The organism is Mycobacterium zoologicum, from assembly GCF_020181635.2.
Classification (GTDB): domain Bacteria; phylum Actinomycetota; class Actinomycetes; order Mycobacteriales; family Mycobacteriaceae; genus Mycobacterium; species Mycobacterium zoologicum.
The window spans coordinates 175,889-200,766 of the sequence record NZ_JAYJJS010000001.1 but is presented as its reverse complement, the minus strand read 5'-3'; the positions used below and the strand labels follow the sequence as shown (position 1 = coordinate 200,766).

The window sequence follows — 24,878 nt, the reverse complement described above, 5'->3', positions numbered from 1 at the left end:
GGTTAGTTGTACCCATCCGATCAGTCCGCCTCGGGACGCGACAGGAAGCGCGGCGCGATGCCCGCCGCGGTGATCGCCACCGCGGCCGATCCCAGCGCCTGCGCCCAGCCGATCGGACCCAGCGGCGTGCATCCCATGAACTGGCTGACGCCGGGGATGCTGATCAGCAGGGTCATCGCCGCGAAAGACCCGCCCGCGGTAGCCACCAGCACCGGCGAACGCGACTCCAACAGGGTCTGGCCCAACTGGGTGGTCACCAGCGCAACCAGCGCCACCGTCGAGGCGCGCCGGGGAAAGCCGGTGGCTCGGGCCATCAACCACGCCGCCAGGGTCGCCGCGGCCGTCGTCGTGCCGCGCAGCGCCACCGCGCGCAGCAGCGCCTGCTCGTCGGGCCCGCGCCCCCCGAAGGGCATGGGGCGACGGGGTTGGCTGATCGCCAGCGCGGTGGCCGGGAACGCATCGGTCACGATGTTGACCAGCAGCAGCTGCCGGGTGCTCAACGGTGCCTGCCCGGTCAGCGCGCTGCCGATGATCGCAAACAGGGCGCCGCTGGCGTTGCCGCCGAGCAGCACCGCCACCGCTGCCTGCACCCGCTGCCACAGTTGGCTGCCCTCGTTGAGGGCGTCCAACAGGGTCTCGATACGGCCGTCGAGCAGCACCACGTCGGCGGCGGTGTGGGCGGCGTCGCTGCCCTGGGCGACGATCCCGATCCCGACGGTGGCGGCCCGGATGGCGGCGGCGTCGTTGGCGCCGTCGCCGACCATTGCCGATACCCTGCCGCTGCGCTCCAGCGCCTGCACCACCTGCACCTTGTTCGCCGGTGACATCCGGGCGAACACCACCCGCTCGGCCACGGCGCGCTCCTGCTCCTTACCCGACAGCGTCTCCCACTCCGAGCCGGTGATGACCTGCTCGGCGGTGATATTCAAGCCCATATTGCGCGCGATCGCACGGCCGGTGGTCGGGTGATCGCCGGTGATCATCCGAACCGGTACCTGCCGGCGATCCAGCTCGGCCAGCAGGCCGGCCGACCCGGCGCGCGGGGTGTCGGAGATGCCGACGAATCCGACCAGGGTCAAACCGTCGGCGCACTGCTGGGCCATGGCTGCAAGCTGGGCCTCGGGATCGTCGGGATCGGCCGAAAGCGAGTGCAGTTCAGCGGGGCTCAGCTCACGGCGTGCCACCGCGAGCACCCGCAGGCCTTCGTCGGCCAGCTGCTCCACCACGTCGTCGATGTCGGCCGGGACGTCCGCGCAGGCGGAGAGCACCACCTCCGGTGCCCCCTTGATGGTCAGTTCGGTGCCGAACACCGATGCCGCGAACGGCCGCCCGGAGCGGAACGGCAGATGGGCATCGGCGGCCGCCGATACGACGGCGTGGGGCACCGCTTCTGCGGCCGCTACGATCGCCGCATCGGTGGCGTCGACATGGCTCTGCCCCGTGGCCGACGCTGTCGCGCGCCGCGCGCAACGCAGCACCTCGTCGCGGGAATGACCGGATGCCGTCCGCACCTCGGTGACCCGCAACCGGTTCTCGCTCAGCGTGCCGGTCTTGTCGAAGCACACCACGTCGACCCGGCCCAGGGCCTCCACGGAGCGGGGCACCCGCACCAGCACACCGGATTTGGTGAGACGCTGCGCCGAGGCGTGCTGAGCCAGCGTCGCCACCACCGGCATGCCTTCGGGGACGGCGGCGACGGCCACCGAAACACCGTTGGCCACCGCCTGCTGCAGCCGGGTGGCTCGCAACACCCCGAGCACGCTGACCAGACCGCCGGCCATCAGACTCAGCGGCCAGGTCCGGGTGGTGATCTGTCCGAGCTGATGGGTCAGGCCGATATCGCCGTGCCGGCTGGTGACCAGGTCGGCGGCGCGCCGCACCTCGGTGTCGGGGCCCACCGCGGTCACCAACGCCAGACCGGTCCCGGACGCCACTGTGGTGCCCGCGAACAGCATGCAGCGACGCTCGGCCAGCTCTGCGCCCGGGGTGGCGTCAACCTGCTTGGCCACTGGCAGTGACTCACCGGTCAGCGACGCCTCGTCGACCTCCAGCTTCTCCTGCTCGATCACGCGGGCGTCGGCCGGCACCACGTCGTCGGGTCCCACCTCGATCAGATCGCCACGCTGCAACTGGTCGGGGAGCACCTGAACACGTTCGCGGGTGCCGTCGGGCCGGATCGTCACCTTCCAGGCGGGCGGGATCTGCTCGGCCAGTAGCCGATCCAGTCGCAGCTCGGCACTCAACCGTTGACCGGCCGCCAGGACGGCGTTGCTGGCCAGGACAGAGCCGACCATGAGCGCGTCGATTGGTGCGCCCAGCAGCGCGGTGGCGGTGGCACCCAGTCCGAGGACGGGCGTCAGCGGGTCGGACAGTTCGTCACGCACCGCGTCGAGGAACTGCCAGATCACGTGCCGCTGGGCGGTGCGGGCGTCCGGTGCGAAGTCGGGCTGCGACGGCGAGGCCAAGGCGGAACGCACCTGTTCGACCGACATGGCATGCCATTCGTCGACGGGCACCGGCCGGGGCAGCGGCGCCGCGATCACTTGGCGGGCCGACCAGTAGCCGGACACCAGACCCACGGCCGCGCCCAGCGCGACCGGTTCGGGACCGCGTCCTCGCACCGTGGGAATGAGCAGCATCGAACCCAATGCCGAAGCGCCGGTGGATAATGCGATACCAAGGCGGGTGGCCGCCTGGGCTGCGGGCAGGGCATGCAGTACCCGCCATACCCCGGACAGGTCATCGACGATCAGGTCGGCATCCAGCGGCTGCTGCTCGCTGTCGTCGGGCAGGATGCCGACCCCGAGGTCGGCCGCCGACAGTGCCTGGGCGGCCGTCGAGGAGATCACCGCGACGGTGTGGCCTTCCTGTTGGTAGTCGCGCACCGCGTCGAGCAGCGCGTCGTCGATCGAATCGCCTGTCATTGAAGCGATTTCGTCGAATGCGGGCCGCAGCACTCCCAGGCCGGTGGAGTCGTCCACGGTCACTGTTCGCACCTGGGCGCGCTGTGTCTCAGCGAGTGTCGCGGCCGCCAGCGGATGCGGCGCCGGAGCAAACAGTGCCTCGGTGCCGGGGCGGCCGGTGACGCGATGCCAACCCGGCCGCAGGTCGCCTTCCGCGAGCATCGCCCGGGCGCTCTCCCAGGCGGTCAGATCCTTCTCGTCGGTGCCGCGAAGCCGCGCCAAGCGCAACGAGTCGGTCCGCAGCACCCGCGGATCGAGGATCACCACATCGATCCGGTCCAGCCGGCGCAGGCTGCCAGGGTCGACCTGCAGCGCCTCATCGTTATTGGCCAGCCCGCGGCCCAGCGTCGCCGCGAACGATTCGTGAGTGGCTCGGGTCGCTTTGGGCACCGCGACCAATGCGGCATTGCCGGCCAGCTCGGGGTCGCGACTGGTCGCGGCGACGACGGCTGCACCGATCGCTTGAATCCAGGTCCCGCGTTGTAGGTGTTGGTCGACCGGGCTCTCCGGGGAGTCCGCCGTGCGCTGGGCCGATCGGGCACCCGGGCGGGCCAGCTCCGGCTCGCGACGCGCCCAGGACCGGGCGTCAGCGCGCGCTTCGATGGCCCTGATGGTGTTGATCGCCAGGTCCACCGCCAGCATCGACGGCGCCGCACCGAGTGCGTTGACGGCGGTGGTCGCCATTCCCAATGCAGTGGCGGTGGCGCGCTCGCCGATTCGTTCCTCCAGCAGGCGGCGCAGTTGTGGCTGGTGGTCCAGGGTGATTACAGCGCCCTGGAGAGTGGAGGGCAACCGGCGAAAACGCAGAACGCGACTGGCAACTGCGATACCCAGGCCGACGGCGTTGATGCCGGCCATCGCGGCACTGCTGACCGCTATCAAACCATCGCCGGGTTCGGGGGCCGGGCGAAGGTGCCGCCGTGAGCGGTCAGCTTCCGCCGGTGGGTCGGCAACCACGTCATAGCCCGGTTCGGCATCGTCGATCAGGGCGGGTATCGAGGGGGGCATCGGTCTCCTTCGTTCGGCGACCGAAGTTGCGGAGAATGCCTGCGAGACCTTCGGTCGACATGGCCAATCGTCCGAAGGTCTCGCTCGCGGAATGTCCTGGGTCCGCTGAATGACCGGGCGGGTCGGGCCCGCCGTACTGACGACCATTCACATCCGCCACCTGGCGGTTAGGAACTACTCCCCTTCGCCACCGAAGCTAGCCGCGCATTGCGGCGGGCGGCTGAACGCCGACGAGACCCCACTTGAAATATGGGTGAACTCAATCGATTTCATCCGACCGGCGGTACCGGTTACCGCTCGCGCACCCACTCATCGTAGAACGGCGGCATCGCTGAGGCCCGCGAGGTGAACTTCTGGATTCGTCAAGCCCGAACACGTTGCCGGTACTGGACAGGTCCATCCGCGCGCAGAACGCGCGACCGGATCCGGTGACGATCACCGCGCGGACCGCATCGTCGTCATTGACCTCGACGAAGGTGCGACAATGCAAGCGGTGAGAGTTGGAAGGATGGGATTTGAGAAACGAAAGGTGGATCAGGTGACCGAAACGTTGCGCGCCTTGGCCGGACTGCCCGCCGAACCGCCGAGTCTTCGAGATTCCGCGCTCATCCTGGTTGATTGCCAGGTCACCTATACCCGAGGGGTGATGGAACTCGACGGTGTGCAGGCCGCACTCGACGAAGCAGCGTCGCTGCTGGACCGCGCTCGCACCGCGGGCATCCCGGTGATCCACATTCAGCACGATATGGGTCCGGGGTCGGCCTACGACATCACCGGCGAGTCCGGCGCCATCGTTGATCGGGTGGCGCCGCGCGGCGATGAACCCGTCGTGGTCAAGGGCTATCCGAATTCATTCGTCGAGACTGATCTAGATCAGCGGCTCAAGGGGTTGCGCGCAAAGAACCTGATCTTGGCCGGCTTCATGACCCACATGTGTATCAATTCGACGGCACGCGGGGCGTTCAACCTCGGCTACGCTCCGACCATCGTTGCGTCCACTACGGCTACCCGGTCGCTGCCCGGGGTGGACGGCACCGTGTCGTCGGCGACGCTTCAAGCCGGCAGCCTGGCTGCTGTCGCCGACCTCTTCGCCGTCGTCGTCCCGGGAGTCGCGTCAGTGCCGGATTGATGCCGCCCAGTCGGCGGAGCGCGACGTGCTGCCGATGAGGTGCTGAGGATCTGTGAGGACCTAAAGGGAGAAGCGCTATGACCTATCAGGACTACCGCCAGTTGACGTTCACCCGTCGGGACAACGGCGTTCTGCTCATCACGATCGACCGGCCGGAGAAGTACAACGCCGCCGACGAACAGATGCACGGCGAGTTGGCCCGGGTGTGGAATGACGTCTCTGCTGACCCCGAGACCCGCGTCGCCGTCATCACCGGTGCCGGCAAGGCTTTCTCCGCCGGCGGCGATCTGGCCATGGTGGAACGGATGGCCGGCGACTACGACCGGGTCTCGCACATGCTCAAAGAGATGAGCGACATGGTGTACGGAATCATCAACTGCGAGAAGCCGATCGTGTCGGCGATCAACGGTGTGGCCGTCGGCGCCGGCACGGTTGCCGCGCTGCTCGCCGACGTCGCGATCGTCGCCGAGGACGCCAAGATCGGTGACGGGCATGTCAAGCTCGGTGTGGCCGCGGGTGATCATGCGGCGATCATCTGGCCGCTGCTGGCCGGCATGGCCAAGGCCCGCTACTACCTGCTCACCGGCGAGATGATCACCGGCGCCGAAGCCGAGCGGATCGGCATGGTCGCCAAAGCCCTTCCCCGCGAACAGGTCCTCGACGAGGCGTTGCGGGTTGCCGACGTTCTGGCTACCGGGGCCCAGCAGGCCATCCGGCTGACCAAGCGCACCTTGAACAACTGGCTGCGCAGCGCCGGGCCCACCTTCGACCAGTCGGCCGCCTACGAGATGCTCACCTTCATGGGCCCGGATGTCGTGGAGGGCTACAGCGCGCTTCGGGAGAAGCGTCCGCCGCGGTTCCCGTCGGCCCAGAACTGAAGGACGACGCGATGAAAATCGGGCTCGTAGTCGTCGATGAGAACCCCGCGCAGGCACTGAAGATCGTCCGGGCGGCCGACCGCGCGGGCGTGCACTCGCTGTGGACGATCGACTACTACAACCGCAGCAGTCTGACCCGGGCGGCGGCGTTCGCGGCGGCTTCGGAGCGGGCGATCATCGGCACCAACGTGACCCCGCTCTTCGCGCGCTCGGCCTTGGCACTCGCATCGTCGGCATCCGACATCCAGGCGATCGCCGATGGCCGATTCGTGTTGGGTGTCGGCAGCAGCACCCGCCGAATGAACCAGGACTGGTATGGGGCCACCATGGATCATCCCGCCCCGCAGGTCCGGGAGCGGATCGATCTGATCCGCCGGTTGATCGCCCACCGCGAGGGCTCGTTCCACTTCGAGGGCAGGTTCGACCGGGTCGCGATGGCGCACTATGAGCGCACCGCGCTGCCTGACACGATGCCGATTCTCGCGGCCGGGGTGGGCGAGCACATGGTCGGCGTGGTGGGGGAGTGTGCGGACGGATTCGTCGGGCACACCATCGCCTCCGCGGACTACCTGCGCGACATCGCGCCCCCGCTGCTGGCCAGGGGTGCACTGCGGTCGGGCCGCGATCTTGGGCAGCTGTTGATGACGACACAGATCGTGGCGTCGGCCGGCACGGACCGGTCCGCGGCCCGCCGGGATGCGGCGTCCCAGGTCGGGTTCTATTCGACGCCAAAGGGGTACGACGCCCTGTTCCCGGGCGGCCAGTTCGCCGCCGAGCGGTTCGCCGCCCGCGAGGCCGTCATGCGCGGCGACGCGGCCGGCGTGATCGCGGCGGGCGAGGCAATGGTCGAGGAGCGGGCGGTGTTCGGCACCCAAGAAGAGGTCGCCGAGCAGTTGCGCCGCTACGACGGTGTCGTCGACTGGGCGATCCTGTACCCGCCGAACTTCAGTGTCGATCCGGATGCTTTGCACGCCAACGAGTTACAGCTGATCGAGGTGGCCGCAAACTGGTCCTCGTGACCGCGGGTTGATCAACCCGCGGTCACGAGGCCACGTCTACACCCCGGCGCGGGCCTGCTTCGCCGCGGCCACCAGGTTGGCCAGCGACGCGGTCACCTCGTCGGTCTTGCGGGTCTTCAAGCCGCAGTCCGGGTTGACCCAGAGGCGCTGTGCCGGAACGGCCTCCAGTGCCTCTCGCAGCGACGCGGCCATCTCATCGGTGCTCGGGACGCGCGGTGAGTGGATGTCGTAGACGCCCGGGCCGACTCCGTTGGAGAACCCGATCGCATTGAGGTCGTCGAGCACCTCCATGTGCGAGCGCGCCGCCTCGATCGAGGTGACGTCGGCGTCCAGATCGGCGATCGCACCGATGACCTCGCCGAATTCGGAGTAGCACAGGTGGGTGTGGATCTGGGTTGCATCGGTCACCCCCGAGGTGGACAGCCGGAACGCTCCGACGGCCCAGTCCAGGTAGCTCTGCTGGTCGGCTTTGCGCAGTGGCAGTAACTCCCGCAGCGCGGGCTCGTCGACCTGGATCACCGCGATGCCCGCGGCCTCCAGATCCACCGTCTCGTCCCGGATCGCCAGAGCCACCTGGTCGGCGGTGTCGGCCAGCGGCTGGTCGTCGCGGACGAACGACCAGGCAAGGATGGTCACCGGGCCGGTGAGCATGCCCTTGACCGGCTTGTCGGTCAGCGACTGGGCGTAGGTGGCCCAGTCGACCGTCATCGGGCGTGGCCGGAAGACGTCACCGAACAGCACCGGCGGACGCACGCAGCGGCTGCCGTAGGACTGCACCCAACCGTTGGCGGTGGCGAAGAAACCGTCCAACTGCTCGGCGAAGTACTGCACCATGTCGTTGCGCTCCGGCTCGCCGTGCACCAGCACGTCCAGGCCGAGGCCCTCCTGCAGTGTGATGACGTCGGCGATCTCCGCCTTCATCCGGCGGGTGTACTCGGTCTCGTCGATCTCCCCGGCGACCAGCGCGGCGCGGGCCTTGCGGATGTCGACGGTCTGCGGGAACGAGCCGATGGTGGTGGTCGGCAGCGGCGGCAGGTGCAGTCGCTCGTCCTGGGCGGCGCGGCGTTCGGCGGCGCTGCCCCGGTGTGACCCGGCGGTGGTGATCGCCGCGATCCGGCTGCGGACATCGGCGTTGTTCAGCCGCGGATCCGATTTGCGGGACGCCACGGCGGCATCGGATGCAGCGATCGCGCCGGCCACCGCCTCGCGGCCCTCGGTCAGGGCGCGGGCCAGGACGGCCACCTCGGTCACCTTCTCGGCGCCGAACGCCAGCCAACTGCGCAGGCCGTCGTCCAGGGCCGGGTCGGTCTCCGGCTCCAGCGAGTAGGGCACGTGCAGCAGCGAGCACGACGTGCCCACGGCCAGCGTGCCGACCGAGCCGAGCAGGCGTTCCAGCTTGGCCAGGGCGGACTGGAGGTCGGTGCGCCAGATGTTGTGACCGTCGACGATGCCGGCGACCAGCGTCTTGGACGTCAGCTCAGGCTCGGCGACAACCGAATCCACCGACCCGTAGACCAGGTCGACACCGATCGCCTCGACCGGGGTGCGGGCCAGTGCCGCCAGCCCGGCGCCGGGGTCGCCGAAGTAGGTGGCCACGAACAGCGACGGCCGGTCGCGCAGCGCGCCGAGGCGGTGGTAGACCTGCTCGGCCAGGGCGGGGGCGTCGGCGGCGATGTCGGTGACCAGCACCGGCTCGTCGATCTGCACCCACTGCGCGCCGGCGCCGGCCAGCGTGGACAGCAGCTCGGCGTAGATGTCGGTCAGCTCATCCAGGCGCAGGATCGGCGTGGTGGCCCCGTCGACGGCCTTGCTCAGCAGCAGGAACGTGAGCGGTCCGATGATCACCGGGCGAGCCGGAATGCCTTGCTCTTGAGCCTCTTTGAGCTCAGCGAGTACCTTGGCCGGGTTGAGCGCGAACTTTGTGTCCGGGCCGATCTCCGGGACGATGTAGTGGTAGTTGGTGTCGAACCACTTCGTCATCTCCAGCGGTGCGATGTCGGCGTTGCCGCGGGCTGCGGCGAAGTAGCGGTCCAACTCGTCGGCCACACCGGCCACCCGCTCCGGCAGTGCGCCGAGCAGCACCGCGGTGTCGAGCATCTGGTCGTAGTAGGAGAACGTGTTGACCGGCACCGAGTCCAGGCCGGCGGCGGCCAGCTGCGCCCAGGTGTCGCGGCGCAGGCCGGCGGCCACCTTCTTGAGCTCGTCTTGGCCGATCCGGCCGGCCCAGTAGCTCTCGGTCGCGCGCTTGAGTTCGCGGCGGGGCCCGATTCTGGGTGAACCGAGAACGGTGGCGCTGAACGGTTGAGCGGTCATAGTGCAATCCTTCGATTCGGAGAGGTGGGTCACCGCCTGGTGGGTGTCCAGCCAATCCGGTCTGTGCAATTTAACGCACTATAACCATCAAAACCAGACGCCCATTCCGCGAGGCGTTGATCCGCCGGGCGCGGCGCGCCCGGCACAACAGGCAGGTCTTCGGACTCGCAGGCGCGCACCTCACGGTGCTCCTAATGGCCGTCGCTTCCCAGTCACGGACCCGTGACCAGTGCCTATGACGGCGGTCGTTCCTGCATACCGCTGCGGGACAGTCCCGGATTCTCACCGGGTTCCCTCTCGCGCTCCACGGAAAACCGCGTTGCGCTCGATGCCGAGACCGCGGGGGTATCGGCAAACCAGTTGCGTGATCGAGATTACCCGGCCGCGAGCGCCTCGGAGATGGGCATCGTGCCGTCGTTGAACTCGATGGTGCGGCGAATTGTCGACGCGTCGGTCAGGCAGGCAGCGATCACCAGCGCGACGTTGCCGCGCGACACCTGCCCTTTGCCGGTGTCCGGTCCGACAGCGATCTCTCCGGTGGCGGGCTCGAGGGTGAGCCGGCTCGGCCCCAGCACCGTCCAGTCCAGGTCGGTGGCCCGCAGGTGGGCGTCGGCGGCGGCCTTGGCCTCGGCGTACGGGTAGAACGGGTCGTCTTCGGGGACGTCGTGGTCGGGGCCGGCGCCGAAGTAGGACACCATGACGAACCGCCGGACTCCTGCCTTCGCCGCGGCATCGATGGTGCGGATCGCGGCGTCGCGGTCGACGGCATAGGTGCGTGCCGGGTTCCCGCCGCCGGCGCCGGCGGAGAACACCACCGCGTCGTGGCCGGTCAACAGTTCGGCCAGCGCGTCGGTGTCGAGCTGCTCGATGTCGGCCACCACCGGAACCGCCCCGGTGACGGCGACCTCCTCGGAGTGGTCGGGGTTGCGGAAGATCGACGTCACCTCCTCACCGGCGTCGGCAAGGATGGGACTGAGCAGCAGGGCGACGTTGCCGTGGCCCCCGATGATCACAATGCGTGCCATGGCTTCGACGCTACCCGTCGATCGTCAGAAGCTGGGTCGCGAGCGAAACCCAACGATGTGAACAAATATTAGGTTATAGTCGTGCGGATGTTCACGCTGCGCTTCGACATGCGGGCGCCCGCCACGGGTGCGCCCAGTGGCGAGTTGTACGCCGCGGCACTGGAAATGTGCGCGTGGGCCGAATCCCGCGGCGCGATGGCCGCCGTTGTCTCCGAGCATCACGGCACCGAGGACGGGCACCTGCCGTCTCCGTTGCTGCTGGCTTCGGCGATCGCCGCCCGAACGCAGGTGCTGCCGATTCTGCTTGCCGCGGTGGTCCTTCCGTTCTGGGATCCGGTGCGGCTGGCCGAAGACATGAGCGTGCTCGACATCATCAGCAACGGCCGCGTCGCCTACGCCTTCGGTATCGGTCACCGCGCACCGGAGTACGAACACTTCGGCGCGGACATGAGCCGGCGTGGGCGGCTGGCCGACGAGAAACTGGCGCTGCTGCTGCAGCTGTTACGGGGCGAGCCGGTCATCCATCAGGGGCGCCGTATTCACATCACGCCGCCGTGCGTGACGCCAGGCGGCCCGCACATCATGGTGGCCGGCGGAAGTGCGGCGGCGGCGAAGCGGGCCGCCCGCCACGGTCTGGGGTTCATCGCTCAGACGAACTCGGCTGCTTTGAGGGAAGCCTACGAATCGCAGTGCCGAAACCACGGACGTGAACCGGGCCCCCTGCGGCTCCCGGACGTCGATGCGCCGACGACGGTATTCGTCGCCGACGACGTGGACAAGGCCTGGGACGAGCTGGGCCCGTACCTGTTGCACGACGCCGTGACCGCCGCGGCCTACCGGCACGGGGATCGCACGGTGGCGAGCATTTCACCGGCCGCCAGTGTGGCCGAGCTGCGGGCGACGCCGGGCCCCTACCGCGTCTTCACCGTGGCCGAGGCGGCCGCGCAGTTGCGGTCCGGTGGCAGCCTGCCGCTGCTGCCGTTGTGTGGCGGGCTGCCGCCCGCTCTCGCGTGGCCGTACCTGGAACGCGCGGTGTCGGCCCGCAACGAAGGGAAACCATGACTGACCCGACTCGTATCGTCGTGTGGTCGACCGGGGGTGTCGGCTCCATCGCCATCGAGGCGATCCGGCATCGGCCTGATCTGGAACTCGTTGGCGTCTGGGTTCATTCGCCGCACAAGGCGGGGCGAGACGCCGGTGAACTCGCCGGTGGGAAGCCCCTGGGGGTAGCGGCGACCGGTGACGCCGATGCGCTGATCGCGCTGCGGCCCGACTGCGTGGTGTATGCCGCGAGCGGTCCCGAACGCGACGCCGGCGCGGTGCCCGACTATCTGCGGCTGCTGGCGGCCGGCATCAACGTCGTCTCGACGTCATCGACCAGCCTGGTATATCCGCCGAGCTATTTCCACCCGCAGTGGCGCCGGCAGCTTCAGGAGGCGGCCGTTGCCGGTGCAGCGTCGTTCTATGTGTCGGGCATCTTTCCCGGGTTCGGGTCCGATCAGCTGGCGCTGCTGTTGGCGACCCAGTCCAAGACGATCCGCTCGGTGACGGTGCGTGAGATCGCACTCAATGACCACTACCCGGTCGCCGAGGTGATGATGAACGGGATGGGATTCGCCCGGCCGCTGGACTTCGAGCCGATGCTGAGCACCCCGGGGTTCATCGAAATGGCCTGGGGGGCACCGATTCATCTGATGGCGCAGGGATTGGGGGTTCAGATCCAGCAGATCCGCGGCTCGCTGGACCGCCGAGTGACCCACCGCGATATCGAGGTCGCGTTCGGAACCATCCCGGCGGGAACATGTGGTGCGGTGTGCACCCGGGCGGCCGGAGTCGTCGACGGCCGGGAGGCCCTGGTGGTCGAGCACATCATCCGGATGGCACGCGACGTCGCCCCGGACTGGCCGGCCTCGGACTGCGACGCCACCTACCGGGTGGACATCGACGGCGATCCGGACATCTCCTGCGCGATGACGCTGGGTGATGCGCGAGGCCACGGGGCCGGCCGGGGCGCGATGGCGGCCACCGCGATGCGCGTCGTCAACGCGGTGCCCTATGTGGTGGACGCCGCGCCGGGACTGCTCAGCTCGCTGGATCTGCCGATCACGTTGCCGCGAAACGTGATCTGAGGCTATCCGCCCGGACCGTTGGGCCACTTGAGCAGCGAACCGGCATCGACGCGGATGTGCTGTCCGGTGATGTAGCGGGCGTCCTCGCTGGCCAGGAACACCCCGAGGTTCGCCATGTCTTCGGGCTCCACGTAGGGGATCGGCATGGCCTGGAAGAGGGTGAACAGCGGCTCGGCGTCCTCGCGGGTGGCCTTCTTGCCTGCGTTGGTCAGGTCCGGGCGGAACATGGAATACATCCCGTCGTTCTGCAGCAGATGGGTGTTGCAGTTGGTCGGATGGATGGCGTTGACGCGGATCATCCTGGGTGCCAGGTGCAGTGACATCTCGTCGACGTACTCCATCACGATGCGCTTGCTCCACCCGTACCCGGCGCCGCCGGGCCCCATGTTCGGGTTGTCGGTGGTCCCGCGGATCATGCCGGCTGTCGAGCCGGTGACGATGATGGATGCGCCGTCGGGCAGATGGGGGATGGCCACCGCGACGGTGTTCATCACCCCGACCAGATCGACGTCGGAGGCGTCGACGAACTGCATCGGGTCCGGCTTGCCCATCGCCATCGGCAGGATGCCGGCGTTGGCGACGACGATGTCGATCTTGCCCAGGTCCGCCAGACCCGCCTCGACCGCGTCACGCAACTCGTGGCGTTCGCGCACATCGGCGATGCGGGCGACCACCCGGCGGCCCAGTTCCTTGACCGCCCGTTCGGTCTCGGCGAGGTCATCGGGGGTGGCCAGGGGATAGGGATTGGACTCGATTTGGCGGCAGATGTCGATGGCGATGATGTCTGCGCCTTCTTTGGCCATCGCGATGGCGTGCGCACGACCCTGACCGCGGGCGGCGCCGGTGATGAATGCGACCTTGCCACTGAGCTTTCCGGACATGGATCGAACCTATGTGACCGGCCGGGCATCCGCAATAGACTTCGGAACAAAACTTTGGTAGCGAAGGGGAGCGGTCTTAAGTTATCCGGCGGGGTCGCGTTCTGCGGCCCCGCGGACCAGGGTGTCGCGGGCCAGGAGCAGCCCCGCGCGGGTTCCCTGAGCCCGCACGATGTTCTCCGGAATCCACAGCAGGTCCATGACGCACCGCGAGAGCATCTCCATCGAGGGAGCCTCGATCCGGACGTCACCGGACCGCGTGCCTTCCGACAGCAGTGATTTGAGTTGCCGAAGGCGCATGGTGAAGGCCAGGCCGGGGTTGGGAGTGTCCGGTGGAGAGTGGCGCATCCAGGCCAACTGGATCTTCCACTCATCGGGGAACCGGTCCAAGGCGTTGATGTTGATCCAGCTCAGTGCGTCGAACTTCTCGACGGGGGTGGCGTCGGCGCGCAGGACGGCCGCGAATCCGCCACCGGCCTTGGCGCCGAACGACGCCATGATCGACGCCAGCAGTTCGTCCTTCGAGCCGATCAGCCGGTAGACGGTCCCGGTCCCCATCCCCGCTGCCGAGGCGATGTCGCGAATGGTGGTGACCTCGTAGCCTTTGCGCCCGAACTCGGCGCGGGCCACCGCGCGGATGTGGGTGGCCTTGTCGTCGGCCCCCTCGTCGTCGGCCCACGTCTTGATGGCCTCTTCCGCCGCGGCGAACGCGGGGGAGCGGTCCAGCTCGTCATCGCCGGGTGGCTGACTGGCCAGCCCTTGCAACATGATTCGGCAGAGTACTTCGGCGGTCCGGTCGGCGGCTGACTTGTTCCGGATCACGTCGAGCCCCACGTGCATCATCGACTGGCACATCCGGTCGGCCAGCGTCGGCAGATCGAGATCGGGCCGGATGTAGCCGCTCCACCGGCCGGCTCGCAGGGCCTGCAGCATGGCTCGCTGGACGGTGGTCGGCGGTTCCTCGAGCAGTCCGACCAGTTCCGGGTTCGCACTGGGCGCCTCGTAGAAGGACATCTGCAGCGCGGCCCGGTGTGCGACCGCGCACCGGGCGATCGCCGTGCCGAGCCTGACGATGACCTGGCCGGCCGGTTCGGAGCCGGGTGTGTCGAGCATGTCGTTGGCGGCCTCGCCGATGCGTTCCAGGTCGGCGTGATACCGGCGGACCAGTTCGACCAGGATCGCTTCCTTGGACTCGAAATGGTGGTACAGACTGCCCGGCAGGATGCCGGCGGCATCGGCGATCTCCTGCAGGGAGGTTCGCAATCCCGAGGAGGCGATCAGTGTCGCGGCGGTCTGGAGGATCTCGGTGCGGCGGGTGCCGTCGTCGTAGGAACCTCCGATGGAGGTTGCCGCCCCGGAACGCATTTGGCGCCCCACATCACCTCCACTGCGCCCGTGATCGGCCGGTATCGGCGCGAGTGCCGATACCCAATATTTGGTTGAACGCTACCAGAACCTGGCTTCGTGACCGGGCAGTCGGGGCCGGGGGCGGATCAGGCTCCGGTGGGCAGTTTGGCCGCGAGATCCAAGACGGTGACGGTGTCGGTGCCGGTCTTCTTCAGCCGCTCCGAGGAGCGGTAGCCGAGGTCTACGTCGCCGGCCTGCGCGCGCAGCGCCCCGACCGTGACCTGTTCCCTGGGCAGTTTGGCGAACATGTCAAAGGAGAACAGTCGCAGCGCGTTCTGGTGGGTGATCTTGTCGATCTCGTCGTCGGGCACCCCGGCCAGGTATCCCGCGATCGACTCGGGCGCCAGCGGCCACGTCGAATCCGAGTGCGGATAGTCGCACTCCCAGGTGATCATGTCGATGTTGAGCTTGTCCCGGTTCTCGATGCCGAAGCCGTCGTCGATGAAGCAGGTGACGATCCGCTCCAGGAACACCTCGCTGGGGAGCCTGCCGCCGAAGTCCTGATGGGTCCAGGCGCGGTGCATCTTGTAGACCCGGTCCACCCGCTCCAGGAAGTAGGGAATCCAGCCGATCCCGCCCTCGGACAGCGCGAAGGTCAGGTCGGGGAACCTGCGCAACGTCGGCGACCAGACCAGGTCCGCGGCCGCATTGACGATGCTCATCGGCTGCAGGGTGATCATCGTGTCGACCGGGGCATCGATGGAGGTGATCACCACCGACGACGACGAGCCGATGTGCAGACAGACGACGGTGTTCTCGTCACTGCAGGCCTGCCAGAACGGATCCCAATGCGGGTCGTGCAGTGACGGGTACTCCAGCTTGGTGGGGTTCTCGGAGAAGGTGACGGCGTGGCAGCCCTTCTTGGCCACCCGTCGCACCTCGTCGGCCATCAGATTCGGGTCCCAGATCGGCGGGAGTGCCAGCGGGATCATCCGGCCGGGGTAGCCGCCGCACCACTCGTCGATATGCCAGTCGTTATATGCCCGCAGCACTGCGAGGGCCAGGTCCTTGTCCTTGGCGCGCGCGAAGTACTGACCGCAGAACTGCGGGTACGACGGGAAGTTCATCGCTGCGGCAACGCCGTTGGCGTTCATGTCGCGGATCCGCTCGTCGATGTTGTAGCAGCCTTCGCGGATCTCGTTGAGCTTGGTCGGCTCGGCGCCGTACTCGTCGGGCGGGCGTCCGGCGACCGCGTTGAGGCCGACGTTGGTCGCTTCCTGCCCCTCGAACACCCAGGCGTCGGTGCCGTCGGCCCGCTGGATCAACTTGGGCACATCGTCTTTGTACTTCGCCGCGATGTGGCCGTCGAACATGTCGGGCGGCTCGACGAGGTGATCGTCGACGGAGACGAGGACGAAGTCGTCCATTTTCATTCCGGGCTCCTTGTGCTTGAGCGCATTCGGCGTAACGTCCCCGACTCTACGTGCGGAACAGATATTTGGTCAACCTTCGGTGATCGAAAGATACCGGGGCACGATCTGATCGTGGATCGCCGACCACGGGACGGTCACGATCTTGACTCCGGGCCCGAATTGGCCCGGCGGAAAGTGAAACTCGATGCCCTGATCGGTGGGGATCCAGTGCTTGAAGTTGACATCGACGGGAGCGAACTGGCCGGCGCGCCGCCAGTCGCGCAGTTGTGTCGGCGAAACCACCTTGGACACCTGCACCTCGACCTGTTCGCCGAGCCGGATCAGCCCGGCGGTCTTGTCGCCGAACAGGTTGTCCCACGTGATGATGTCGCCGCTTCCGGCATCGCAGACCACGCTGCCCACGCTTTGCATCGGCATGTGCGGTTCGGCGGTGTTATATGAGCCGACGAATACCTCGGACACCGTCGTGGCGCGGATACTCACGGTCCCGGCCGCGTCGAACGTCCAGGGCCGTCTCGTCGAGCCGTCCCACACCGCTTGGGTGACTTCGCGGTTCGCTTCGGCATCGATGTGATCGTTGATGATCCCGGCCGTCGCATCGTCGGTGCCCAGGCGCTGATAGTGCACCGCCCACGTTCCCAGTCCGTCCGGACTCGATCCCGAGATCACCGCTGCGGTGGGATCGGCTCGCGTCACACCGGCCAGCACGGTGCCGCTCAGCGCGAGCAGCACCAGAATCGCCGCGCTTCTAACCGCGGCGGCCGGTATTTCAGCTCGGCCCGACCGGCCGGACATCCGTTCCCTGGTAGCCACTTTCGTCAGCCCGGAGGGTCCGGTGGGAGTGGTGTGTTCATCGGGACCCCGCCGAACGGCGTGAGCAGGGTTTGCGGGCCGGGAGGAACCGGGTCGGTCTGCGCCACCGGGTCGTAGCCCGGCGGCGGGCCCGCCGTGTCGTCCCCGGGCGGGCGCGGTGCGTTACGGGCGCCACGGACCAGCACCGCGGGATCGGTGTTCTGGCAGTAGGTGTGCAGATACGGTTCGGGGTAGTTCGGGATGGTCGGTGGCAGCGCCGGCAGCCCGTAGTCGCAGCTGTAGCGGGGCCACAGATCCGCGAGGACCCAGACCGCGCCGTCGCGCACCACACCGCTCAGCGCCTCGACCGCCGAGCCGCCGCGAGAGGAGTTGACGATCTCGTTGAGGGCGGGCAGCCGGGCGTTCGACATCTGTGCGGTCGAGGCCAGGTTGCCCAACAGCTTGACCATCGTTTCGGAGTTGTCGTCGATGATCTTGTCCAGCACCGTCAATGGACGGCTGCCGCTGTCGACCAGGGTGCGAAATCCGCCGTCCATGGACCGGGCGCCGGCCATGATGGAGTTCAGGTTCTGCGAGGATTGCGTCAGCCCCGCGCTGCTGTCGACCAGGGTGGTCAGGACGGTGCGGCTGGTCCGCAGCACGCCCACCGTCTGGGGCAGTACCGAGTCCAGCGTCGAGAGGAGGAACGCCCCGCCGTCGAGCAGCGCCGCGAGCTTGGCCGGCCCCTGGCCGGACACCCGAAGCTCGGTGGTGATGGCGGCCAGCTGCTGCGGATCCGCCTGGGCCAGCAGCCCGTTGGCATCGGCCAGCAGCTGCGCCAGCGATACCGGAATGGCGGTGTGGTCTTCGTCGATCACGGCGCCGTCGGTCAGGCCCGGTCCGCCGGGCTGCTCGGGCCGGAAGTCCAGGTACTGTTCGCCCGCCGCCGACAGCGCCGAGACCCGCACAGAACTGTTGCGCGGCACCCGGCTTCGGCTGTCGATCGCGACGGTGGCGATCACGCCGGTGTCGCCGAGTTCCACCGCATCGACTTTGCCGATCCGCACGCCGCGCAGCGTGACGTCCTGACCGGGCAGTAGCCCCCCTGATTCATGCAGGCGCACCTGTACGGAGATGGTGGACCGGAATGGGCTGATGCCCAGCGTTCCACCGACGATGTAGACCAGTACGGCGATCAGCGTCACGACGATACCGGTCGCCGACGTCGCCACCCGGTGGCGATGGAGCGCTCTGACGGAGTCGACCAGCATCCGGGTCGGCGTCTCCAGCAGTTGTACGGAGCTGTTCATCATCGGGGCTGGTGCTCGGGGCCGTATATCCGGCCCAACAGCACGTTCCACTCGTAGCGGAGGCTGCCGATCATGGCATGCCAGTCGGTACCGTCAGGACCGTGTGTTCCGGGGTCGCCGGGATAGTTCTTGTCGGGTAGTGCGCCGATCGCCAGTTGCGTGACCGTCCCGACGGCGTGAATGTCGGGGCCGCTGGTGATGTGGGTGATGCCGGTGATCATCCGATTCCAGATGTTCAGATTGAGCTCGGGGTCGGTGGAGATCTGGTTGAAGACGTCCGAGAGCCGGTTGAGATCGCTGATGGTGCTGCGCGTGTCGGTGCCCTGCATGGAGGGAAAGCGGTTGAGCTGCGTCGTGATCCGGCCGGCGCCAGCGGCCAGGTCGGCGAGATCGGTGGTGCTGTCGGCGAGTGTCCCGGTAGCCGGTGTGGCGGCTGCCAGCACCGTGTCGAGGGTGTCCCGGCGGGCTGACAGGGTGGCGGCCAGGTCGGAGGTGTTGCGCAGTGCGGTGTCGATCTGCGTGGAGCGGTCGGTAAGCCGCGACAGCAGCGCGTTGGAGTTGTGCAGCAGCGCGGCGACTTTCGTCCCGCGCCCACCGACCGCGTCGCCGGCTCCGTTGACTGTCGAGACCAGGCGGCGGATCGCGCCGCCGTTGACCAGAAGTGCGGCCGAGCCCAGTACGTCTTCGATGGTCGCGGCCGAAGTCGTGTGATCCAGCGCGATGGTGTCGCCGTCGCGCAGCCGCGCAGCGTCGGCAGTGCCATCCGGCCCGCGGCGCACCGCGACGAAGATGTCGCCGAGCGGGGTGGCCGAGCGCAGCTCGGCGACCGTGTCGGTATACAGCGGTGCGCCGGCACTGATCTTCATCGTCACGTGGGCGGCGAACGCCTCGGCGCGAATGGCTGCGACTTCACCGATATCGGCGCCGTTGAGCTTCACCTTCGCCTTCAGGGGCAGGTTCAGCGCATTGGCGAACACGGCGGTGAGGGTGATGTCTCCGTCGACCCGTCCCGGTGCCGGCAGTGGAATGGCGGCCAGCCCGCCCGCACAACCGGAGAGCATCATCGCCGTTGCGGCCGCGATCACGGTCCTCATCATTTGTCGGCTCCCGCCATGCGTTCGAGTAGTCCCGTCATTCCTTCCACGAAGAAGGTGGTGCCGAATTCGGGCGCGTTGTCGGCGACCGTCCCGGTGGCACAGCCCAGATCCTTGATGCCCGCGAGATTGCAGACCTCCTTGGCCATCTGGCCGTTGAGCATGAGTTTGTCGAGCGTGGGGTGGATCCGCAATGTGTGGCCGCTGGGATCGACCGCGTTGTAGATGTTGTTGCCCACCAGCGGTAGTACGTCGAGGATCTCTTCGAGCTGGCGTCGGTTGTCGACGAGTACATCGGTGAGTTTGCCGAAGTCCCCGACGGTCCCTTTGAGAGTCGCCCGGTTGCGCTCCAGCAGTGCCGCCGCCTGGTCGAGGATCTGGTTGGCCTTCGCCCCGGTGCGGCCTGCGCCGAGGTTCTCGGCCGCGACGAGGTCGCTGAGCGCGCGGACGTTGGACCCGAATTCCCTGATCGCGGTGTCGTTGTCGGCGGCCGCTTGGGCCAGGTCCGCCAGGCTGGTGGAGATCGACGCGACGGTTTTCCCGGTGGCGGCGCCGTTGTCGGCTCCCAGGCGCAGCGCCTGGGAGAGTTGATCGAGGGCGGCTTTGATGTCGGGTCCACTGCCGGAGGAGATCTTGGCTCCGATCCCGATCAGGTTGGCCAGCGCCCCGTGGCCCTGGCCGTCTCCTTCGAGAGCGCGAGACAGCTTGTCGGCCATGGCCAAGGTGCGGTCGAACTCTACCGGGGTCCTGGTGCGGGGCAGAGTCAGGACGTCGCCGTCGCGCAGTTTGGGGCCGCCGGTGTAGGGCGGAGTCAGTTCGACGTGCCGATCGGTCAGGATGGACGTGGCGACGGTGACCGCTGAAACGTCGGCGGGCATGTCGATGGGCTTGTCGATGACGAGCTTGACTTCGACGTAGTCGTCCTTGGGAGTGATCTCGGTGACCTTGCCGATCGGCATGCCCAGTACCGACACCGCATTGCCCTCGTAGAGCCCGACGGCCTCTTCGAACTGTGCCGTAACGGTCAGTGCGTGGTGCCTCTCGCCGGATATGACCTTCCAGAACAGGATTCCGGCGAGCGCCGCAACGGCCAGCCCGATCGCCATCGACTTGTTGCGAATCAGGTGGCGGCTCATCGGGGCAGCCTCGCCGGGTCCGGTGGCGGCCAACCCGGAAACGGATCGCCGGAGGGTTGACAGTCGGTGAAGTACTGCGCCAGTCCGAATTGCTTCCCGCGCTCGCTGAGTGCGCACATCCACGAGTCCATCAGCACTCCCGACGGCAGGTTGATGTCCAGGGCGGTACCGCTGCCGCTGGCATTGGCCAGATTGCGGAAGGCTACCGGCATCACCTGCAGTGTGTTGCGGATCAGCTCGTCGTGCGTCGCAGCCATCTGTGCGAATTGCCCCATGTTGACCAGAAGTTCGTTGAGCGACGGCTCGTCCTCGAAGAGGATCTTCAAGGTGTCGACCAGTGCCGCGGTGCCGGTGAGCAACCGGTGTACCGCGGCTTGCCGGGCATTGATCGTCTGCAGCAGATCGCGGCCCTGTATCACCAGCGCGCCGAGGTCGGCCTTCTGGTCTCGGATCACCCCGGTGACGGTGTCGACGTTCTTCAGCAGTGACCCGAGCTGATCTCGACGCGAGGCCACCACGGCCGCCAGGGTTTTCACGTTCGCCAACGCCTCCGGCAGTGCCTCGGGCATACCGGCGAGGCCGTTGCCCATCTCGGCCATCGATGCGGCGATGCGGTCGGCGTCGACCTGTTCGAAGGTGGTGGTCGCGTCGGCCAGCGTGGCCTGGAGATTGTAGGGGACCGCCGTGTTGGCCAATGTGATGGTGCGGGAGGGGAGTTCACCCTCGCCGGCGGGGGTCAGCTCGAGGTAACGGCGGCCCAGCAGGGTGGTCAGCTTGATGGCTGCGCGTGACGCACCGCCCACCGGCACCCCTTTGCGGACGGTGAATTTCACCGTCACGTGGTCGCCGGTGAGGGCGACGTCGCGTACCGTGCCGACTTCGATTCCGGCGACGGTGACCTGATCTCCGGGACTGATCTGGGCGGCTTGGGCGAACTCGGCGGAGTAGCCGCGATGCCCCAGCGACAACTTGCCGGTACCGACGAGTGCGGTGATGAACAGGGCCAGCACCGCCACCGTGACGGTTCCCAGCCGGATCGTGTTGTATTCCTCGATCGGGCGTCTGGGTCGTTGTGACATCGTTTCCCTACCTGCAGATCGGTGAGTGTTCGACGACATTGCCCGGTGATGCGAGTTTGACGGTGCCGGGGATCACCCGGCCCAGGAACGCGAACACCGTGACGTTGATGTCGCAGATGTAGCCGTCGATGTAGCTGCCGCTCTGGGTCGCCCGGGCCAGGCCCTTGAGCACCAGCACCAGGTTCCCGCCGTAGTGGGCGAATCGTTGCCGTCCCTCTCCGGTGAGGTGACCGACGAATCCTGGTTCGCGCCGGAGGAATTCGTCAAGCTGGGGATAGACGGCATCCAATAGGACTGACAGCCGATCCGCCGCCTGGGTGATCGACCCCGCTGATGTCACCAACTCGTCACGCCGCCCGGCCAGGATCGACAGTGCGGTGCGGGAGTGTTCGATCACCGATTTCAGGTCGCGGTCCTGCCGCGCCAGCACGGCGGTGACCTCGTCCAGGTTGGCGATCACGTCACCGAGGACCTGATCGGGTCCGGCCAGGGATTCGGCGAGCGCCGAGGTCTGGCTGACCAGTGTCACCACCGACGCGGAGTCGCCCTGCAATGCGGCGATGATTCCCCCGGTGAGGTTGTCCACCTGTCGCGGGCTCAGCAGGGTGAACAGCGGTTCGAATCCGTTGAGCAGACCGGAGATGTCGAACGAGGGATTGGTGCGCTCGACCGGGATGTCACCGTGATCCGGCAACCGGTTGTGGGATTCGGCGGTTCCGGGGGACAGTCCGAGGTAACGCTGGCCGATGATGTTCTGGTAGGTGACCGATGCGGTGGTGTCGTCGTAGAGGGCGTAGGACTTGGGCACCCGGAACGTGACTCGCGCCAGGGTCCCGTCCAGTTCGACCGTGTCGACGCGTCCCACCCGAACACCGGCGGTGCGTACGTCGTCGCCGCTGTGCAGACCGGAGACGTCGGTGAACACGGCGGTGTAGGTGGCTGTCGGACCGCCGACTTCGCGGCGAAGGGTGACGAAGACCAGCCATGTCCCCGTGGTGGCGACCACCAGGAACAGGCTCAGTCCGGCCAACGCTTTGCGGTATCTCACCGGCCACCTCCCGGTTCGGCGGTGAATCGGACCTTGTTGCCGCGCAGCACCGGCGCGAGCAGGATCTCGCTGGCGCTGTTGGCGTGATCGCCCATGATGACCTCCAGCTGGTGCTTCTCCCTGCTGCTGCCGACCGGACCGACATTGCCGCCGATCACCGCGGCCTGCGGTTCGACATGCGGTGCGGGATCGGGTGGCCCGGGCGGTTCGTCTTCGGGCCCTGCCGCCGGCGGCAACACCGAGAATCGGGGCGGCGCGTAGTTGGGGCGGTTCTCGGTGATGCCCGGCGGCAGCGGAAAGCCGCGCGATTCCAGCGACGGTGTCAGTGCCGGTGCCGTCGGGACCTCGGGGGCGGTGAAGCAACTGGGCCCGAGCATGTCGCCGTAGCGCGGGCAGTCCGATCGCACATAGGTCCGCGTCGGGTTCAACGAGATGACCGCTTTGGCCTGCAGCTGGCTCGTCTCGTAATTCCACGCGACGTCCATCACCCGCCCGACCAGTGTCGTCAGCCGGGCCGAGATGTCATGAGTCGTCTCGGCGTGATCGCCCAGCACGCCCAGCACCGGTGTCAGCTTCGTGGAGATCTCGATCATCCGATCGGTGTTGTTGTCGAACGCCTCCCCGAGCGTCCCGGTCGTTCCCAGCCCGACGGACAGCAGGTCCATGAGCTCCGAACGCTTTTCGACGAGTGTGCGCATCGGTTGGACCGCGCCGTCGAGCGCGTCGAGGAGCTCGGGAGCCGCCTGGCCCAGTGCGGCGGTGGCCTCGGTCAGCGCGGACATCGTCGATGGGCCGACCTTGTCTCCGGTGACGATGGTGTTGAGCTGGTCGACGATCTGATTCAGGTCGCGACCGGCATGCTGCAGCCGATCGCCGCGGCCGCTGGTGGCATCGCCCAGGGCGGTGAGCCAACCGACGCTGTCGGCGGTGGGCTGGCGGCCGACGGCGGCGAGCAACTGGCGAAACTTGTTCAGGGTGGTCTGGAACAGCACGGTCGGCAGGGTCTGGTCTTCGTTGATCACCGCCCCGGATCGGACCGGCCCGGAGTGTGTTCCGTTCTCGACCAACTGCACCGATGACACCGCGAAGACGTTGGACGGCACCACGCGGGCGGTGACCGAGTCGGGAATACCGGCGGCGTAGGCGGGGCGCAGGTCGATGCGCACGATGTTGGGGCGGCCGGCTGCAGCCGGAACGACGCCCGATACGAACCCGACGAGCACACCCCGGAACTTGACGTCGGATTTCACCGGCAGGCCGTCGCCGACGTTGGTCAGTTCCGCGCTGACCCGCACGGAGTGCTCCAGAACCCCCTGGGACTGCGCGATCATCATGGTGACGGCGATCGCCACGATCGCCAGCAACCCCAGCCCGTCGAGGAACAACCGGGCGTTGGATGGGCCGGAGTCATTGGCGTCGAAGGAGTTCGGCATCCTCAGCCCCCGAACCTCGCGCCGGCGTTGACGCCCCACATCGCCATGGTCAGCAGTGCGTTCAAGATGATCACCACCGTGATGGTGGCCCGCATCGCGTGACCGGCGGCCACCCCGACGCCCTGCGGGCCACCCGAGGCGAAATAGCCGTAGTAGCACTGAATCACGGAGGCGAAGAAGATGAAGATGACCCCCTTGATCGTCGCGTAGAACACGTCACGCCCACTGCTGAACAGCGAGAAGTAGTGCCCGTAGGTACCGGCCGACGTGCCGGCGATGACACCGACCACGACTTGCGCAGACAGATATGCAGCCGCCAGGCATACCAGGAACAGTGGGATGGCGGCCAGCACCGACGCCGCGACTCGGGTCGTCACCAGATACGGAATCGGTTTGATGGCAAGGGCATCCATCGCGTCGATCTCTTCGGCGATGCGCATGGCGCCCAGCTGAGCGGTGAAACGGCAGCCGGCCTGGGTGGTGAAGGCGATTGCGATCATCACCGGTACCAGCTCGCGGGTCGATCCCCATGACGACAACAATCCGGTGGCCGGCCCCAGTCCGAGTAGATTCAGTGCGTTGTAGCCCTCGATGGCCAGCAGCGCCCCGGCGGTGATGCCCAGCACCACCGATACGCCCATCGTGCCGCCGCCCACCACGAGTGCGCCGTTGCCCCAGGCGATGTCGGAAAGGTTGCGGACGAATTCCCGGCGGTAGCGGGCCAGCATGACCGGGATCGACAACAGCACCCGACAGATGAAGTTCAGCATGTGGCCGCCCTTGGCCACCGGCAACCACACGACTTCGGCGGCGTGCAGGATGTGCGCGAACACCCGGGGGCGGTAGACGGCGACGGTCATCGTG

Annotated in this window: 19 protein-coding genes, 1 pseudogene and 1 riboswitch; of the genes and pseudogenes, 5 read left to right on the top strand and 15 right to left on the bottom strand. The window is 67.6% G+C overall.

Features of this window, described 5'->3' with window-relative positions:
• Nucleotides 1-20: 20 nt before the first annotated feature.
• On the bottom strand, nucleotides 21-3,971 hold the full coding sequence (locus K6T84_RS00955) for a cation-translocating P-type ATPase (protein WP_224864855.1): 3,951 nt from the start codon (nucleotides 3,969-3,971) through the stop codon (nucleotides 21-23).
• 349 nt (nucleotides 3,972-4,320) lie between these two features.
• A pseudogene (locus K6T84_RS00950) lies at nucleotides 4,321-4,452 on the bottom strand (enoyl-CoA hydratase); the annotation flags it as partial.
• A gap of 57 nt (nucleotides 4,453-4,509) precedes the next feature.
• Between K6T84_RS00950 and K6T84_RS00945 the strand changes: the two are divergent.
• From K6T84_RS00945 to K6T84_RS00935, 3 genes are all read left to right on the top strand, one after another.
• Nucleotides 4,510-5,100 (top strand): cysteine hydrolase family protein, encoded by a 591-nt coding sequence (locus K6T84_RS00945; protein ID WP_225401629.1) that lies wholly within the window; start codon nucleotides 4,510-4,512, stop codon nucleotides 5,098-5,100.
• Between the two features lie 77 nt (nucleotides 5,101-5,177).
• Entirely contained in the window at nucleotides 5,178-5,978 is an 801-nt protein-coding gene (locus K6T84_RS00940) for an enoyl-CoA hydratase/isomerase family protein (protein ID WP_224864856.1), read from the top strand.
• Nucleotides 5,979-5,989: 11 nt separating this feature from the next.
• Complete coding sequence (locus K6T84_RS00935) at nucleotides 5,990-6,997, top strand: LLM class flavin-dependent oxidoreductase (RefSeq protein WP_224864857.1); 1,008 nt, start codon at nucleotides 5,990-5,992, stop codon at nucleotides 6,995-6,997.
• A gap of 36 nt (nucleotides 6,998-7,033) precedes the next feature.
• On the opposite strand, the gene metE is transcribed toward K6T84_RS00935, so the two are convergent.
• Together metE and K6T84_RS00925 are read right to left on the bottom strand one after the other, a co-directional pair.
• Nucleotides 7,034-9,310, bottom strand: coding sequence for a 5-methyltetrahydropteroyltriglutamate--homocysteine S-methyltransferase (gene metE, locus K6T84_RS00930; RefSeq protein WP_225401630.1), 2,277 nt, complete (start codon nucleotides 9,308-9,310; stop codon nucleotides 7,034-7,036).
• A gap of 133 nt (nucleotides 9,311-9,443) precedes the next feature.
• Nucleotides 9,444-9,645: riboswitch (cobalamin riboswitch) on the bottom strand.
• Between the two features lie 39 nt (nucleotides 9,646-9,684).
• Complete coding sequence (locus K6T84_RS00925) at nucleotides 9,685-10,335, bottom strand: SDR family oxidoreductase (RefSeq protein ID WP_224864859.1); 651 nt, start codon at nucleotides 10,333-10,335, stop codon at nucleotides 9,685-9,687.
• Between the two features lie 87 nt (nucleotides 10,336-10,422).
• Here K6T84_RS00925 and K6T84_RS00920 point away from each other — a divergent pair, with 87 nt between their 5' ends.
• The gene (locus K6T84_RS00920) at nucleotides 10,423-11,397 is read left to right on the top strand and encodes an LLM class flavin-dependent oxidoreductase (protein ID WP_224864860.1); all 975 of its coding nucleotides are present in this window, start codon (nucleotides 10,423-10,425) and stop codon (nucleotides 11,395-11,397) included.
• Nucleotides 11,394-12,464, top strand: a complete 1,071-nt coding sequence (locus K6T84_RS00915) for an NAD(P)H-dependent amine dehydrogenase family protein (protein WP_225401631.1) — start codon at nucleotides 11,394-11,396, stop codon at nucleotides 12,462-12,464. Before K6T84_RS00920 ends, K6T84_RS00915 begins: the two co-directional genes overlap by 4 nt.
• 2 nt (nucleotides 12,465-12,466) lie before the next feature.
• On the opposite strand, the gene K6T84_RS00910 is transcribed toward K6T84_RS00915, so the two are convergent.
• The 11 genes from K6T84_RS00910 to K6T84_RS00860 form a co-directional block, all read right to left on the bottom strand.
• On the bottom strand, nucleotides 12,467-13,345 hold the full coding sequence (locus K6T84_RS00910; protein ID WP_224864862.1) for a mycofactocin-coupled SDR family oxidoreductase: 879 nt from the start codon (nucleotides 13,343-13,345) through the stop codon (nucleotides 12,467-12,469).
• Between the two features lie 81 nt (nucleotides 13,346-13,426).
• Complete coding sequence (locus tag K6T84_RS00905) at nucleotides 13,427-14,707, bottom strand: TetR/AcrR family transcriptional regulator (protein WP_224864863.1); 1,281 nt, start codon at nucleotides 14,705-14,707, stop codon at nucleotides 13,427-13,429.
• 128 nt (nucleotides 14,708-14,835) lie between these two features.
• Nucleotides 14,836-16,122: an amidohydrolase family protein gene (locus K6T84_RS00900; protein WP_224864864.1), complete on the bottom strand. Its 1,287-nt coding sequence runs from the start codon at nucleotides 16,120-16,122 to the stop codon at nucleotides 14,836-14,838.
• 69 nt (nucleotides 16,123-16,191) lie between these two features.
• Complete coding sequence (locus K6T84_RS00895) at nucleotides 16,192-16,917, bottom strand: DUF3298 domain-containing protein (protein ID WP_329786621.1); 726 nt, start codon at nucleotides 16,915-16,917, stop codon at nucleotides 16,192-16,194.
• A gap of 23 nt (nucleotides 16,918-16,940) precedes the next feature.
• Nucleotides 16,941-18,227, bottom strand: coding sequence for an MlaD family protein (locus K6T84_RS00890; protein ID WP_329786620.1), 1,287 nt, complete (start codon nucleotides 18,225-18,227; stop codon nucleotides 16,941-16,943).
• A complete protein-coding gene (locus K6T84_RS00885) occupies nucleotides 18,224-19,321 on the bottom strand; it encodes an MCE family protein (RefSeq protein WP_224864867.1) in 1,098 nt (365 codons plus the stop codon). Before K6T84_RS00885 ends, K6T84_RS00890 begins: the two co-directional genes overlap by 4 nt.
• On the bottom strand, nucleotides 19,318-20,454 hold the full coding sequence (locus tag K6T84_RS00880) for an MlaD family protein (RefSeq protein WP_224864868.1): 1,137 nt from the start codon (nucleotides 20,452-20,454) through the stop codon (nucleotides 19,318-19,320). Before K6T84_RS00880 ends, K6T84_RS00885 begins: the two co-directional genes overlap by 4 nt.
• Complete coding sequence (locus K6T84_RS00875; protein WP_225401634.1) at nucleotides 20,451-21,533, bottom strand: MCE family protein; 1,083 nt, start codon at nucleotides 21,531-21,533, stop codon at nucleotides 20,451-20,453. The genes K6T84_RS00880 and K6T84_RS00875 overlap by 4 nt, the downstream gene beginning before the upstream one ends.
• Before the next feature lie 7 nt (nucleotides 21,534-21,540).
• Nucleotides 21,541-22,581, bottom strand: coding sequence for an MCE family protein (locus K6T84_RS00870; RefSeq protein WP_224864870.1), 1,041 nt, complete (start codon nucleotides 22,579-22,581; stop codon nucleotides 21,541-21,543).
• Nucleotides 22,578-24,014 carry an MlaD family protein gene (locus K6T84_RS00865; RefSeq protein ID WP_225401635.1) on the bottom strand — a complete coding sequence of 479 codons (1,437 nt, stop codon included), beginning with the start codon at nucleotides 24,012-24,014 and terminating at the stop codon, nucleotides 22,578-22,580. The genes K6T84_RS00870 and K6T84_RS00865 overlap by 4 nt, the downstream gene beginning before the upstream one ends.
• A 2-nt stretch (nucleotides 24,015-24,016) precedes the next feature.
• On the bottom strand, nucleotides 24,017-24,874 hold the full coding sequence (locus K6T84_RS00860) for an ABC transporter permease (RefSeq protein ID WP_408066034.1): 858 nt from the start codon (nucleotides 24,872-24,874) through the stop codon (nucleotides 24,017-24,019).
• Between the last annotated feature and the right edge of the window lie 4 nt (nucleotides 24,875-24,878).

Bases quoted from the DNA above. Each gene is read 5' to 3' on its own strand.
- K6T84_RS00955 (WP_224864855.1), bottom strand. From the start codon at position 3,971: ATGCCCCCCTCGATACCCGCCCTGATCGACGATGCCGAACCGGGCTAT.
- K6T84_RS00940 (WP_224864856.1), top strand. From the start codon at position 5,178: ATGACCTATCAGGACTACCGCCAGTTGACGTTCACCCGTCGGGACAAC.
- K6T84_RS00935 (WP_224864857.1), top strand. From the start codon at position 5,990: ATGAAAATCGGGCTCGTAGTCGTCGATGAGAACCCCGCGCAGGCACTG.
- metE (WP_225401630.1), bottom strand. From the start codon at position 9,310: ATGACCGCTCAACCGTTCAGCGCCACCGTTCTCGGTTCACCCAGAATC.
- K6T84_RS00925 (WP_224864859.1), bottom strand. From the start codon at position 10,335: ATGGCACGCATTGTGATCATCGGGGGCCACGGCAACGTCGCCCTGCTG.
- K6T84_RS00920 (WP_224864860.1), top strand. From the start codon at position 10,423: ATGTTCACGCTGCGCTTCGACATGCGGGCGCCCGCCACGGGTGCGCCC.
- K6T84_RS00915 (WP_225401631.1), top strand. From the start codon at position 11,394: ATGACTGACCCGACTCGTATCGTCGTGTGGTCGACCGGGGGTGTCGGC.
- K6T84_RS00910 (WP_224864862.1), bottom strand. From the start codon at position 13,345: ATGTCCGGAAAGCTCAGTGGCAAGGTCGCATTCATCACCGGCGCCGCC.
- K6T84_RS00905 (WP_224864863.1), bottom strand. From the start codon at position 14,707: ATGCGTTCCGGGGCGGCAACCTCCATCGGAGGTTCCTACGACGACGGC.
- K6T84_RS00900 (WP_224864864.1), bottom strand. From the start codon at position 16,122: ATGAAAATGGACGACTTCGTCCTCGTCTCCGTCGACGATCACCTCGTC.
- K6T84_RS00895 (WP_329786621.1), bottom strand. From the start codon at position 16,917: ATGTCCGGCCGGTCGGGCCGAGCTGAAATACCGGCCGCCGCGGTTAGA.
- K6T84_RS00890 (WP_329786620.1), bottom strand. From the start codon at position 18,227: ATGATGAACAGCTCCGTACAACTGCTGGAGACGCCGACCCGGATGCTG.
- K6T84_RS00885 (WP_224864867.1), bottom strand. From the start codon at position 19,321: ATGATGAGGACCGTGATCGCGGCCGCAACGGCGATGATGCTCTCCGGT.
- K6T84_RS00880 (WP_224864868.1), bottom strand. From the start codon at position 20,454: ATGAGCCGCCACCTGATTCGCAACAAGTCGATGGCGATCGGGCTGGCC.
- K6T84_RS00875 (WP_225401634.1), bottom strand. From the start codon at position 21,533: ATGTCACAACGACCCAGACGCCCGATCGAGGAATACAACACGATCCGG.
- K6T84_RS00865 (WP_225401635.1), bottom strand. From the start codon at position 24,014: ATGCCGAACTCCTTCGACGCCAATGACTCCGGCCCATCCAACGCCCGG.
- K6T84_RS00860 (WP_408066034.1), bottom strand. From the start codon at position 24,874: ATGACCGTCGCCGTCTACCGCCCCCGGGTGTTCGCGCACATCCTGCAC.